This window comes from Halobaculum marinum, assembly GCF_029338555.1.
GTDB classification, from domain to species: Archaea; Halobacteriota; Halobacteria; order Halobacteriales; family Haloferacaceae; genus Halobaculum; species Halobaculum marinum.
Genome location: NZ_CP119989.1, coordinates 2,219,851 through 2,233,248 on the forward strand (window position 1 = coordinate 2,219,851; position 13,398 = coordinate 2,233,248).

Here is a 13,398-nt window from a genome sequence, read left to right on the forward strand (position 1 = left end):
GCGGCGTCCTCGTGCCCCGCCGCTTTAGTCCCCGGAGGAACAACACGGGATCGATGGCAGCCAGACCGCCGCAGGGGGACAGCGGGGAGCCCGAGTCGATCGAGTTCGGCATCGCGGCGCTCGACGCCCGACTCGACCGTGCGGGCGTCCGGTTCCCAGCGACGACCGAGGAGCTGATCGAGGCGATGGACGACACCGACGTGCCCTACGACGCCGCCGGCAACACGCTCGACGTGGCGGCGACGCTCCGCGAGCTCCCAGCCGAACGCTTCGAGTCCGAGCGGGCGCTGCTCAACAGGCTCCACCCGGTGTTCGAGGAGCGACGACGCAGTGGCGCCGGCTCACTGCTCGGGCGGGTCCGCACGCTGCTCCCCTTCTGACTCGCCGCCCGCCTGCGCCTCCAACCGCTCGACCCGGTCGAGCGTCTCGGAGTGGAGCGTCACGAGCAGATCCGACAGCACGCCGAAGATGAGCAGTTGGACCCCGAGGATGATCCCGACCCCCGCGACGATGGCGAGGACGTTGTGCGAGATCTTCAGGACGAACCACTCGTAGGCGACGTACGCGGCGACCGCCGCGCCCGCGAGCCCGGAGATGGCGCCGGCGCTCCCGAAGTAAAACAGCGGGTTCGACGTCTTCGCCTGCCGGTAGATGGCCATCAGGATGATGCCGCCGTCTTTCACCGGGTGGAGGTTCGTGTTCGACCCGTCCGGGCGCGGCAGGTACGTGATCGGGACGACCGTCGTGCGGACGTCGTGGCGGGCGCACTCGACGGCCATCTCCGTCTCGATGCCGAAGCCGTCGGCGGTCAGTCGGAGGCGTTCGAACGACTCCCGCGTGAACGCACGGTACCCCGAGAGGATGTCCGCGTAGTCCTCGCGGTGGATGAGCGCGAACAGGCTGTTGAAGATCGTGTTGCCGACGGAGTTCAGCCCCGTCATCGCGTCCTCGTGCATGTCGGCGAAGCGGTCACCGATGACGTGTTCGGCGGTGCCGTCGCGAAGCGGCTGGAGCATCGCCTCGGCGTCGGCCGCCTCGTACGTCCCGTCGGCGTCGGCCATCAGCACGTACGTAGCGTCGACGTGGCGGGCGACGGCTTCGCGGACCGCCTGGCCCTTGCCGGAGCCAGACTGGATCTCGACGCGCGCGCCCGCCTCGCGGGCGAGGTCGCGCGTGTCGTCCGTCGAGCCGCCGTCGATCACGAGGACGTTCTCGAAGCCGTGGCGACGGAAGTCGGTGACGACGTCCGCGACGGTCGCGGCCTCGTCGTAGGTGGGGAGGAGCACACAGACGTCGCCGGTCATGTGGACGCGTCTCTCGGGTGGCGAGTTAACCGCTTCGGGAGCGGTCGATCCGCCGACCAGTCGGCCGGCGCTTGTCGCCCGCCAGTTGTCGCCCGCAACTAGTCGCCTGCAACCAGACGCTCTCGCGGCTGCGAGCAACCCGCCGACCGGGCGACCGCCGTCGTTTTGTAGGGTGTCGGCAAACGGGCGGTCATGCGACTGCGCCGCCTCGCCGCCTGGCTGTCGGGCCTCGTCGCCCTCACCGGGCTGCCGTACCTGCTGTACGGCCTCGGCTACGTCCTGCTGTCTCCAGAGGGTTCGCCCGCCGACAAAGACCCCGACGCCGAACCGACCGTGAGCGTCGTGCTGCCGACGTACAACGAAGAGCAGATCGTCGAGTCGAAACTGGAGGGGCTCCTCGCGTGGGACTACCCTGTCGAGAAACTGGAGGTCGTCGTCGTCGACTCCAGCGACGACGCGACTCCCGACATCGTTCGGGAGTTCTTCGACCGTCCCGACACGCCCGAATTGGTGTTCGTCGAGGAGACCGAACGCCGCGGCCTCGCGGTCGCGCTCAACGAGGCGTACGCCGCCGCGACGAACGAGGTTGTCGTCAAGACCGACTGCGACTCGAAGGTGGCCACCGACGCGCTGCACGAGGCGGTCGCGAACCTCGCCGACCCGACCGTCGCGGCAGTGACGGGGCGCAACGCGGAGGTGCTCGGCGGGAGTGAGGTCGAGCGGGGGTACCGCGACGTGCAGGCGCGGATCCAGACGCTGGAGTCGCACGTCGACTCGACGTTCATCTTCCACGGCCCGTTCTCCGCGTTCGAGCGCGACGCCATCGTCCCCATCGACGAGGACTCCATCGCCGACGACACGGAACTCGCCCTCAAGATCCGCAAGAACGGTGGCCGCGTCCTGTTCGACCCGGCGATCCGGTACAAGGAGGCGAGCCACTCGGCGTTCCGCAAGCGCCGGACGCAGAAGGACCGGCGCGCGATGGGACTGCTCCGCCTGCTGTGGCGCCAGCGCGACATGCTCGGCCGCTACGGCGGCTACGGGACGGTCGTCCTCCCGTTCAACTGGTGGTTCATGGGCGTCTCGCCGACGCTCGTGATGGCGGGCGTCGCACTCGCCTCCATCGGTGCGGTCGCCGTCGCCGGCCCCCTCGGTCTCGCCGTGCCGGCGGCGCTGGGCGCGTTCGTCGCGGTCGGTGCGCGCGACGCGCTCGGCCCGCTCCAACCGGCGTACGCGCTGTTCGACACGCAGGTGTCGCTGTTTCGCGCGGCGGTGAAGCTGCTGCGCGGAGAGGGTGACGGCACGTGGGACGTGGACGCAGAACTGCGCGAGGCGTTCGAAGCAGAATAGCCCGCCACGAATTGGAACAACTCGTTTTCGAGCTCGCTCCCTGTCCAGAAAATTGCCCGCAAATGGACATCTCTTGCCCGCTGGTATCCGAAACGCATAGGCATACCCTTCACATTGGGCGTGGTAAGTGACCTCTCATGACGTTTACTGACTGGGTGGAAGAAACCCGCCGACAGATCCGACAGGACGGCTGGCAAGGCGTACAGGACTCGGCGTACAAGTTCTACGTCGGCACCTTCCGTCGTCTCGGCGGCGTGTGGAACTTCGGGACGCCAATCTATGAGGAGGACTGGGACATGCTGGTCGTCCTCGACGCCTGCCGGTGGGATCTGATGGCCGAAGTGGCCGAAGAGTACGACTTCGTCGACGACGAATGGACGTACTCTGTAGCGTCAAGTTCCGCGGAGTGGATGGAGAAGAACTTCCGCCAGACGTACGCCACCGAGATGGCTCGAACCGCCCACGTCACCTCAAACCCCTACTCGGAGCAGAAACTCGACCCACAGACGTTTGCGTATCTCGAAGAGGTCTGGAAGCACACGTTCGACCGCGACGTCCGGACCATCCCTGCCCGTGCGGTCACCGACGCAGCGATACGAGCGGGGCGCGAGCAAGACCACGAGCGGCTTCTCGTCCACTACATGCAGCCTCACCACCCCTTCGTCCGCAAACCGCTGGACAAAGGAATCCCCCGCGACGAGTTCTCGTCGACACCGTGGGACAACGTCTGGCACAAACTCCGGCGCGGGCAACTGGAGTACGAAGAAGTGTGGGACGGCTACCTGGACAATCTTCGGTACGTCCTCGACGACGTGGCGCTCCTCTTGGAGAACGTGGACGCAGAACGGGTGCTCATCACGGCCGACCACGGGAACCTGCTGGGCGAGTACGGACTGTACGCCCACCCGGACTACGTGCCGCTGAAGCCACTCAAGCGTGTGCCGAAGTGCGTCACGTCGGCGACGGACGAGGAGACTCACACCCCGGACACGGACGCCGAGACGGCCACCGACACGGACGAAGTATCGCGCGAAGAACAACTCGAACACCTCGGATACAAATAACACATGACTCTGGTCATCCTCGCCATCGACGCGCTCGACACGAAGCTCGTAGAACACTACGACATCGACGAGTACCGCCTCGACGCTCACACCCAGATGGAAACCGTCGCCCACCAGTTCGAACACCCGTTCACACCCGAAGCGTGGGCGACCGTCGCGACCGGCCTTCATCCGACGGAGCACGGCGTCACCGAGGACGGAACCAGTTCGTGGAACAACCCACTCATCGACTTCGCCTCGAAGTTCGTCGGCCACCTCGACGTCCACACCCGGGCGTGGCTCGGCAACAAGATCACGGCGCTTACCGGTGAGGAGTACACCGTCGGCGTCACTGACGCGCCGACGATATTCGACCCGGAGTACGCCGTCGTCCACAACTGGCCCGGCGTCGCCAACGGCGCAGAACTGCGCAAGACCTGGCAGATTACCGACGGTGACCCTCCCAAAGAGTACTTCGAGCGGGAGCTGAAGGGAATGGCCGTCCAACAGTTTGCGTGGGCACGTGAGATGGCACAGCACCCGATCGCACTCGCTGGCGTCCACGTCCACACGGTGGACATGGCCTCACACGCCTACGGTGAACAGGAGGACGAACTCGAACGGCTCTACCGCTGGACCGCAGAGCAAGTGCGCCACGTCCGCGAGGGACTCGGTGAAGACGACGAACTCCTCATTCTGAGTGACCACGGCAGCTACACCTCCTTCCTCGACCCGGGAGAAGTCCCCGGGAAACACGCCTTCCGCGCGTTCGCGTCGACCACCCATCCTGACGGGCCACCGAAGTCCGTCTTCGACGTCAAGGAGTGGGTCGAAGAGCGCATCGACGTTGGCGAGTACCAGGAGTCGAATCTCGACCTCCCGAAAGAACAGCTTCGGGATCTGGGGTATATCGACTGACTGACTACGTCACACGAGCGAGCGCGCCTTCAGATACGCCCGTTCGAGCGCGTGCGTCTCGTCGATTGGGAGGGTGCGCCGTCGGACGTAGTTCTGGACGCCGTCGGCGAGCAGTCGAACACGTTCACCCGCCGGGAGGTCGATGGCGTCGCCCAGCCCGACCGCACGAATTTGGTCGCGAATTCCTTGATCCGAGACCTTCACTAAGTTCGGAGCGTTGTGGTAGTGGAGCACCCGCACGTCGGGTGGGCAGCGAAGACGGAGGTGAATGGGGTAGTTGTACCGATTGTCGACCGTCTCCGTAGCGTACCGCTCCGAGAGGAGACCGAGCGCCACCTGGTCGGCGTGCCGGTCGTAGGGTATCTCGCCGTGGAGGGCCTCCGTCACCTCAAGCCACTCGGTGCCGAAGTCATCGACTCGCGTGAGCACGAAGCCCGCGTTCCAGTACGGGAGCATCTCCCGTCCGTCGAACGTACTCTCGACGCGACGCTCTGGGAATAGTAGGTCGTATCGCTCGTACAGTGCACGCCAGCGGTCGTGGGAGCGCTCTCGCCCCCAGAACTGGTTTCCGACATCGACAGGTTTCAAGTACAGATCGGCGTCCTCGTCGCGGTGGGCCTCGATTTCGTCGAGCACCAGTACGTCAGTGTCGAGCATCAGGAGGTACGCCGCGTCGGCGACGCGTTCCGCGGCTTTGAGCGCCGCGATCTTCGTCGAAATCGGGTACTCGGGAATCGGGATGGATCCTTCGAGGATGGTGGCGTTGGCGGCGAGTTCCTCGCGCACCGTCTCGTTCATGTCGTCGAGTTCCTCGGCCGGCACGTAGACGTAGACAGGTGCCTCCGCGTGGTGACGGCGGATCGAGCGGATGAGGTGGCGGGACTGGGTCCCGACCTGTCCGCTCCCGGAGGCGAAGACGAAGGCGAGGTCGTCCATAAACGCCCGGAAGAGAGACGTGTGGATAACTGTTTTGCGTGTACGCCCAGCCACGGACGGCGTTGCGTGTGCGTCCAGCCAGCGATGGCGTTGCGTCTGCGTTTAAGCAAACGGTTTTATCTCGCGGAGCTGACCCCGATCCATGGGTCCAGTCTCCTCACGCTCTCTGGGATTCGGGACAGCCGGCTTCGAGAGTCGGAGCGTCGCGGTGCAGTCAGTGCGGGAGGCGCTCGACGTGGGGTACCGGCACCTCGATACCGCCCAGCAGTACAGCCACACCGCTGCGATCGGGGAAGCCATTGCCGAGAGCGACGTGCCACGCGAGGAGATATTCATCGCCACGAAACTTCACTCCAAGAACCTCACCCACGACGCAGTGCTGACCGAGACGCGATCGATCCTCGATCGCCTGGGTTTGGACACGATAGACCTCCTCTACGTCCACTGGCCGGCGCACACGTACGACCCCGAGGAGACGTTCGGAGCCATGGGCGAACTTGTCGAATCGGGGGCGGTACGACACGTCGGTGGCTGTAACTTCACGGCCGACCTGCTGCGGGAGGCAGTATCGGTCTCGCCCGTACCGCTGTGTGCGAATCAGATCGAGATGCACCCTTTCTTGCCGCAGGACGACCTGCTGGAGACATGTCGCGCTGAAGGGGTCGACGTCGTCGCTCACACACCGCTGGCCGGTGGAGCGGTGTTCGGCTCAGACGTGTTGCGTGACATCGCGACTGAGCGCGACGCGACGGTTGCTCAGGTCGTGCTCGCGTGGCTGCTGGCCCGTGGCGCCTACCCAATACCGAAGGCGACCGGTGACCACATCGGGGAGAACTACGCCGCGACAGCGCTAGCACTGACGCCGGAGGAACGTGCCCGCATCGACGCCATCGAGACGGAACGTCGCGTCGTCGACTACGAGTTTGCGCCATGGAACCGATAGTCCCTATCAAAGCCTTTTTGCGCGATTACGCAGAGCGCAAACCATGAAAGGAGTTGTTCTGGCGGGCGGGCGTGGGACCCGGCTACGGCCGATGACGAAGATCATGAACAAGCACGTCCTCCCGGTCTACGACGAGCCGATGATATTCTACCCCGTTCGGACCCTCTTGGAGAATGGCATCTCGGAGATACTCGTCATCAGCGCCCCGGAGTACATCGGCGGGTACATCCAACTCCTCGAAGAGGAGTTCGAGGACGCCGAGTTCAGCTACAAGGTGCAGGATGAGCCCGCAGGCATCGCGCACGCCATCCAACTCGCGAAGCGGTTCGTCGACGACACGTTCGCGGTTGTGCTCGGTGATAACATCGTGATGGACGACATCAGCGAGAGCATCACGGAGTTCGATGAAAGCGACGAGGAGTGTATGATCTTCCTGAAGGAAGTCTCCGACCCATCCCGCTACGGCGTCGCAGAGGTCGAAGACGACCGCGTCATAGAACTGAAAGAGAAGCCCGACTCCCCGGAGACCAACACCGCAGTCATCGGACTCTACCTCTACACGTCGGACGTGTTCGATCGAATCCCGGAGCTCACGAAGTCGGACCGCGGCGAGTTGGAGGTTACTGACCTCAACCGGACGTACATCGAGGACGACTCGCTCGGCTACAGCGAGTTGGACGGGCAGTGGTTCGACGTGGGCACCCCCGACGGACTCCTAAAAGCGAGCAACTTCGTCGCAGAGAGTCGGGACGCCTGACGGTACGCTGAAATAGGTGGGGCCGCTCCGGTCGGTATGGACGTTCTCGTGACCGGCGCGGCAGGGTTCATCGGTTCGAACTTCGTTCACTATCTCCTCCGCGAGTATGAGGATATCGGCGTCGTCTCTCTTGATGCACTCACGTACGCGGGGTCGAAGGAGAACCTCAACGGCGTGCTCGACGACCCGCGACACGAGTTCGTCGAGGGCGACATCCGGAATCGGGAACTCGTGACCGACCTCGTCTCTGACGTGGACGCCGTCGTCAACTTCGCGGCGGAGTCCCACGTCGACCGTTCTATCGAAGGTGCCGAGCCGTTCGTCACAACGAACGTCGGTGGGACGCAGACGCTTCTCGATGCTGCACGAGACGCCGACGTCGACCGCTTCCTCCAGATATCGACCGACGAAGTGTACGGGCAGATACTCGACGGGACCTTCTCGGAAGCGGACGCTCTCAACCCGCGGAACCCCTACGCTGCAACGAAGGCCAGCGCGGATCTGTTGGCCATGAGCTACGAGACGACATACGGACTTCCGGTGGTCGTGACACGGACGTGTAACAACTTCGGGCCGCGACAGCACTCGGAGAAGCTGATTCCGAAGTTCATCCAGCGCGCGGCCGCCGGGGACGACCTCCCGGTGTACGGCGACGGGTCGAACGTGCGCGAGTGGATATACGTTGAGGACAACTGCCGGGCACTCGACGTTGTACTCCACGAGGGCGAGGTCGGAGAAGTGTACAATGTCGGCACCGCGGAAGAGCGGACGAATCTCGACGTCACGGAGGCTATCATCGACGCAGTCGATGGGTCCGAAGAACAGATCTCATTCGTGGAGGACCGCCCCGGCCACGACCAGCGTTACGCCCTCGACACGGCCAAAATTAAGGGTCTCGGGTGGGAGCCAACGTGGACCTTCGAGGAGGGGCTGGCCCGAACCGTCGACTACTACACCGAGTAGTTACAGGTCGCGGTAGTACTCGACGTACTGCTCGGCGATTCGCTCCCACGTCATCGTTCCCGAGAGTTCGTAGGCTGCCTGCTTCTTTTCGGCCAGTACCTCAGGGTGGTCGACGAGGTACTCGAGCGTCTCCGCCATCTCTTTGCCGTTGCTCACGACGTCCACGCCGTGATTTTGCCGCGCATCCGAGAGTGTCGCGAACCCACACGTGTCGGTGATGAGAATGCTACAACCCGCTCCCGCCGACTCGATGGCCGTCGTCGGGTGGTTGTCGTGTTCCGAGGGGATGAGCACCACGTCTGCATCGCGGTAATGCTGTTCGATGTCGTGGCTGTAGCCGTGCATTCGGTGTTCCCACGCCGAGAGCTTCTGGGCGTACGCCTCGTCTTTCACTGGGCCGACGATGTCGACGACGTAGCGCTCGTCGTTCGGATCGAGATGCTGGAGCACGCGGTGTTGGCCTTTTATTGGACCGATGAGTGCCGGGATGAGAACCCGAACCGGGTCCGAGACGGGGCCCGGTTCGAACCGGTCGGCCTCGCTTACGCCGAGAGGGATGACACCGTCGGCGGAGCACCGAGCGTACGTCTTGAGTTGGTCCGCGACCATCGGGCTGGCTGCGACGATGGTGTCCGTCCGGTGGTAGCCGATGGCTTTCAGCAGAGAGTAGATGTTCGCGCCGACGAACTCTCGCGGGTTGATGATGTGTGGTGCCCACAGGAGCATCTGGATGTCCCCCGCGAAGCCGAGGCAACTCTGGATATCCGCCCCGTCGATGAGGCCGGGGATAGAGTGGAAGATGTCGTGGTCGTTTCGCTCGACAGTCCGGGCGACCCGACGCTTCGTGCGAACGAAGTTGGGAACCGAATCGACGGACCCGGAAACGTGGACTGTCTCGACCTGGTCGTGGGTGTCGTCACCGGTCGTGTAGAGCGTCACGTCGCACCCCACAGCGTCGAGCGCACGGACGAGTTTTCGGGTGACTGCGGAGGGACCGAGTTCCTCCGTGTTCAGTGGCCCGTACACCGCGATGTCCTTGTCCATGTGCGTCCAGAGCGCGCCGCTCGTTTAAATCCCAGCGACACGCGCGACGGGCTACTTGTAACCGAGCGCTTCGAGTTGGTCGTCGAGGTCGGTCTCTGTCGGTTCGCGTTCCTCCGGTTGGTGGTCACCTTCGTCGGTCCCCGAGGTGACGATCCACGGCACACGCTTCAGCGCGGGGATCGGGACGTACTGGGGATGGGCGTAGAGGCCGAACTCACCGAGCAGGTTCCCGTGGTCCGCCGTGATGATGACCCGATCCGCATCCACGTTCTGCAGTAGCGTTCCCACGTGGTCGAGGACGTACCGGAGGTTCTCCCGGTAGCCTTCCCACGCGCGCTCCCGGCTGATGTCGCCCTTCCGGAGTCGGTCCCAGACCGTGTCCCAGGGCGTGTGGTCGTAGCCGAGCGCCATCCCGCCGCCGTCGTCGCTGAACTGCTCCGGGACGAAGGGGTAGTGTGGCTGCATGTAGTGGACGACGAGTCGCCCCGGGCGGTGTTCGCGATGAGCCGTAATCGCCCGGTCGGTGACGCGGTCGGCGAGGACCGTTCCAGCATCGCTGTCGAAGGCGTCGCGCCAAACCTCGTCCAGCAGGTGGAAGTCGTCGGCATCGATGTGCATGTCCGTGTAGGGGTTGGCGGAGACGAGCCCCGTATCGGCCTTCTGCTCGGCGTACTCGTCGCCGAAGTTCTTCAGGTGCCATTCGCCGGAACTGCTGGCACAGGAGTACCCGATCTGTCTGGAGGTGAACGAGTACTCGTCAGCAACCTCCGCCATCAGGTCCGCGCGGCAGGCGTCGAGGACGACCACCATGTCCCAGTCGTAGTCGTATATCCGCCGGCCGTAGTTAAGCCGACGGCCGGTCTGACGGAGCAGGCCCTGGTAGAACTCCCGCGCCGCTCTCTGCCCGCCCTCCGCCACCCCGTCCTCGCGAACGTGTGAGACTGCGTCGCGACTCCACTCCCGAAACGTCATCTGTCTCAGCCTACAGCCAACCCAGACGTGAATGTTTCCATGCGGTGCTCGAGTCGGGTGTCGGGGGGCTCCGAAAGACGCAAATAACGGAGAGTCTCATGATAGCGTGGATGAGCCAGCCGAACGTTCTCTTACTCGTCCTCGACTCCGTCCGCGCACGAAACGTCTCGCTGTACGGGTACGAGCGCGAAACGACTCCGTTTTTGGACGAGTTTGCTGAAGAGGCGACGGTGTACCGGCAGGCTCGGGCACCGGGGCGCTGGAGCCTACCGAGCCACGCGAGCCTCTTCACGGGGCTCCACGTCGCCGAACACGGGCTCTACGACGAGGGACTCACGCTCACCCCCGACAACACGGTGTTCGAAGAACTCGCCGCCTCCGGCTACGACACTGGAGTGTTCTCCTACAACGGCTACATCAACGGGGCCACGCCCTCCGGACTCGACCGCTTCGAGACGGTCGAAGGGTACCGCGACCCGCCGTTCCCGAACGCGGCCGACCCACAGGGAATCCGCGGCCAACACCGAGAGTTCCTCGCCCGCTCGCTCCGACACGACCAGCCCGTCCGTTCGCTGTTGAACGGTGCGTTGATGAAGTTGGGTTGGGACCACCCAAAACTGCTCCCCGACCGGCTTCTCCGAAACACCTCCGCCGGGAAGACTCCAGACGACGTGTACGTCGACCTCTTTCTCGACTGGCAGGCAGAGCGTGACGGCCCGTGGGCGGCGTGCCTGAACTTCATGTGCACGCACAACGCCTACGACCCCCCGCCGCAACACGACCGCTGGGGCGACCAAGCAGCCCGCGACATCCAGTCCAGCCTCGAGTACGGCAACTGGGAGTTCCTCGGCGAACAGGAGCCGATCGAGAAACTTGCGCGTCTGGAGGGGCTCTACGACGGGACCATCCGGGAGGCCGATAGCTACGTTGAGCGCATCGTCTCGTCGCTCCGCGAACGCGGGGTGCTGGAGGACACGCTTGTCGTCGTCACGGGCGACCACGGCGAGGGATTCGGCGAAGCAGACGAGATACGCCCGAACCTCCCCACGGTCCAGCACGTCGTTGGCTCGAACGAGAGCCTCCTGCACGTGCCGCTCGTCGTGAAGTTCCCCGGACAGACCGAGCAGACGGAAGTCGAGCGAGTCGCGTCGCTCACCGAGTTCGCGAACGTCGCGCGCGCAACCATCGAGGGCGACGTCGACCAAGACGCGTTCGCCCGAGACGACGGAGTGGCACTCGCATCCACACACGGCCTGAACGAGGTGAACTGGGAGCGCATGCGCGAGTTCTGCGACGGCGACGTGTCCCGGTTTGAGGACGCAACCTACGTCCTCTACGAGAACACCGACGACGGGACGGTGCGGAAGATGGTCAACTGGAAGGATCGTCACACTACGCTCGAAATTGAGGACGCTCACACTATCCGGGAGACGGACGCGGACAACCGCGAGCGAGTCGCCGAGGTCTTCGACGACCTCTCAGACGCCGGCGTCGTCGTCCGTGCCGAGGGGGGGGTTGATGAGGGGACGGAGGCCCGTTTAGAGGCGCTGGGCTATCGCTGAGCGGTCGGGACCGACACACTCAAACGACACGTGGTTCACTCTGGACCTAAGTACCATGGAGCTTCTCGTGGTTGGGTTGGACGGGCTCTCCTACAATATGCTCGACCGATTCGACATCGATCCCGAGTACATCGGTCGCGTCACGGAGGAGGGCGTGTCTGGAGATCTGATGAGCGTCGACACCCCGACGACGCTCCCCGCGTGGACGTCCTTCCAAACGGGAACGGATCCCGGCACGCACGGGCTCACGAACATGATTCAGCAATCTGCAGACTACGACGTCAGCCCGTTCGAGACGAACGAAACCGAGGCGGCGGTGTACGACTACCTCGACGACGCGATGCTCATCAACCTGCCCGCGTCCATCGGGCGGGAGCCAAGCGCCGACAACACGCACCTCGTAAGCGCGATGCTCGCCAAGGATAAGGCGGACGCCGTTCCCCCACATCTCCGCGAACTCGACAGCTACGTCGACTACATCCTCGACCACGACAAGAGCCTGAAAAAACGGCCGAGCGTCTACTTCGATCACGTCTGTGAAATAACGCGGCGGCGGCGCGACTTCGCCCGCGAAGCCTTCGACGAGTACGACCCCCGGTTCGGCTTCGTGCTGTTCTCGACCCCCGACTGGGCGGGCCACCTCCTCTCGAACTTCTCCGACGACGCCGAGCGCGCGACGTACTACCGTCAGTTGCTCACGGTGGTCGACGAGTGTACGGCGGACCTCGCGGACCTCGCGGACAACGTCCTCTTGATGAGCGACCACGGCTTCGAGAAGAAGACCCGAAACATCCACGTCAACGACTGGTTGGCCGACCGCGGCTACCTGCACGTCGAAGAGGAGCAAGTCACCCCACAACACCTGGCGGTCGCCGCAGCCAAGGCCGTTGGCAAGCGCTCCGATTGGGTGTACGAGCGGATCCGCCGGGTGTACAACTATATCATCGGCACCAGCGTCGGACAGAGCCTCCAGGAGGCCGCCGAGTCGGAGGTGGACTACCCGAAGTCCCAAGCGTGGGAGCTACGCTACGGCTGTCTGTTCATCAACGACGACCGCTTCGACCACCCGAACGTCGACGACCCAGACGCGCTGAAACGAGAACTCAAGGCGGAACTGGCGACGATAACCGGCCCAGACGGTGAGCCGGCGTTCCGTGACGTGCTGTTCGCCGAGGAGGCGTACGCCGACCCCGGCGAGTGGGCTCCCGACGTCATCGCCCGCCCCGCCCCCGGCGCGTATCCGACGATGCTCGACTCACCGACCGACGAGCCGGTGAGCAAGACCAACAACTACAACCACCGCTACCGCGGCCTCGTCGCCGCGGAGGGACCGGCGTTCCGCTCCGAGACCACCGTCGAAGGGCTCTCCATCGTCGACATCCTCCCGACACTGCTACACGTGCTGGGCGAGCCAGTGTCTCCGACGTTCGACGGACACGTCGCGCACGACCTCCTCGCCGACGAGCGCGACGTGGAGACGATGCCTACGGCGGACGTCCCGCGCCCGCGGCTCCGCACAGCCGACGAAACGTCCCAGAGCGAGCGCGACGAGGCTGTCGAGGAGCGACTCGCTGACCTGGGGTACATCGAGTGACCGTCGACGAGG

13 protein-coding genes are annotated in these 13,398 nt (G+C 64.4%); 9 read left to right on the forward strand and 4 right to left on the reverse strand.

What is annotated here, in order from left to right:
* The first annotated feature begins 53 nt into the window (after positions 1-53).
* Positions 54-380 carry a hypothetical protein gene (locus P0R32_RS11505; protein ID WP_276237147.1) on the forward strand — a complete coding sequence of 109 codons (327 nt, stop codon included), beginning with the start codon at positions 54-56 and terminating at the stop codon, positions 378-380.
* On the opposite strand, the gene aglJ is transcribed toward P0R32_RS11505, so the two are convergent.
* Positions 342-1,304, reverse strand: coding sequence for an S-layer glycoprotein N-glycosyltransferase AglJ (gene aglJ, locus P0R32_RS11510; RefSeq protein ID WP_276237148.1), 963 nt, complete (start codon positions 1,302-1,304; stop codon positions 342-344). The genes P0R32_RS11505 and aglJ overlap by 39 nt on opposite strands.
* A gap of 192 nt (positions 1,305-1,496) precedes the next feature.
* On the opposite strand from aglJ, the gene P0R32_RS11515 reads away from it, so the two are divergent.
* From P0R32_RS11515 to P0R32_RS11525, 3 genes are all read left to right on the forward strand, one after another.
* Entirely contained in the window at positions 1,497-2,654 is a 1,158-nt protein-coding gene (locus tag P0R32_RS11515; protein WP_276237149.1) for a glycosyltransferase, read from the forward strand.
* Positions 2,655-2,791: 137 nt separating this feature from the next.
* Entirely contained in the window at positions 2,792-3,718 is a 927-nt protein-coding gene (locus tag P0R32_RS11520; RefSeq protein WP_276237150.1) for an alkaline phosphatase family protein, read from the forward strand.
* 3 nt (positions 3,719-3,721) lie between these two features.
* A complete protein-coding gene (locus P0R32_RS11525; protein ID WP_276237151.1) occupies positions 3,722-4,615 on the forward strand; it encodes an alkaline phosphatase family protein in 894 nt (297 codons plus the stop codon).
* Between the two features lie 9 nt (positions 4,616-4,624).
* Here the strand turns inward: P0R32_RS11525 and P0R32_RS11530 are convergent, their stop codons facing one another.
* A complete protein-coding gene (locus P0R32_RS11530; RefSeq protein WP_276237152.1) occupies positions 4,625-5,551 on the reverse strand; it encodes a GT-B fold glycosyltransferase domain-containing protein in 927 nt (308 codons plus the stop codon).
* Between the two features lie 142 nt (positions 5,552-5,693).
* On the opposite strand from P0R32_RS11530, the gene P0R32_RS11535 reads away from it, so the two are divergent.
* From P0R32_RS11535 to rfbB, 3 genes are read left to right on the forward strand one after another with little or no spacing between them, the layout of a single operon-like run.
* A complete protein-coding gene (locus tag P0R32_RS11535) occupies positions 5,694-6,494 on the forward strand; it encodes an aldo/keto reductase (RefSeq protein ID WP_276237153.1) in 801 nt (266 codons plus the stop codon).
* 43 nt (positions 6,495-6,537) lie between these two features.
* A complete protein-coding gene (locus tag P0R32_RS11540; protein WP_276237154.1) occupies positions 6,538-7,251 on the forward strand; it encodes a sugar nucleotidyltransferase in 714 nt (237 codons plus the stop codon).
* Between the two features lie 36 nt (positions 7,252-7,287).
* A complete protein-coding gene (gene rfbB / locus P0R32_RS11545; RefSeq protein WP_276237155.1) occupies positions 7,288-8,214 on the forward strand; it encodes a dTDP-glucose 4,6-dehydratase in 927 nt (308 codons plus the stop codon).
* Here rfbB and P0R32_RS11550 read toward each other — a convergent pair whose 3' ends face one another.
* Entirely contained in the window at positions 8,215-9,258 is a 1,044-nt protein-coding gene (locus tag P0R32_RS11550; protein WP_276237156.1) for a glycosyltransferase family 4 protein, read from the reverse strand.
* A gap of 51 nt (positions 9,259-9,309) precedes the next feature.
* The gene (locus P0R32_RS11555; RefSeq protein ID WP_276237157.1) at positions 9,310-10,230 is read right to left on the reverse strand and encodes a sulfatase-like hydrolase/transferase; all 921 of its coding nucleotides are present in this window, start codon (positions 10,228-10,230) and stop codon (positions 9,310-9,312) included.
* Between the two features lie 110 nt (positions 10,231-10,340).
* On the opposite strand from P0R32_RS11555, the gene P0R32_RS11560 reads away from it, so the two are divergent.
* Complete coding sequence (locus P0R32_RS11560; RefSeq protein ID WP_276237158.1) at positions 10,341-11,792, forward strand: sulfatase; 1,452 nt, start codon at positions 10,341-10,343, stop codon at positions 11,790-11,792.
* 55 nt (positions 11,793-11,847) lie between these two features.
* The gene (locus P0R32_RS11565) at positions 11,848-13,386 is read left to right on the forward strand and encodes an alkaline phosphatase family protein (RefSeq protein WP_276237159.1); all 1,539 of its coding nucleotides are present in this window, start codon (positions 11,848-11,850) and stop codon (positions 13,384-13,386) included.
* The last annotated feature ends 12 nt before the right edge of the window (positions 13,387-13,398 follow it).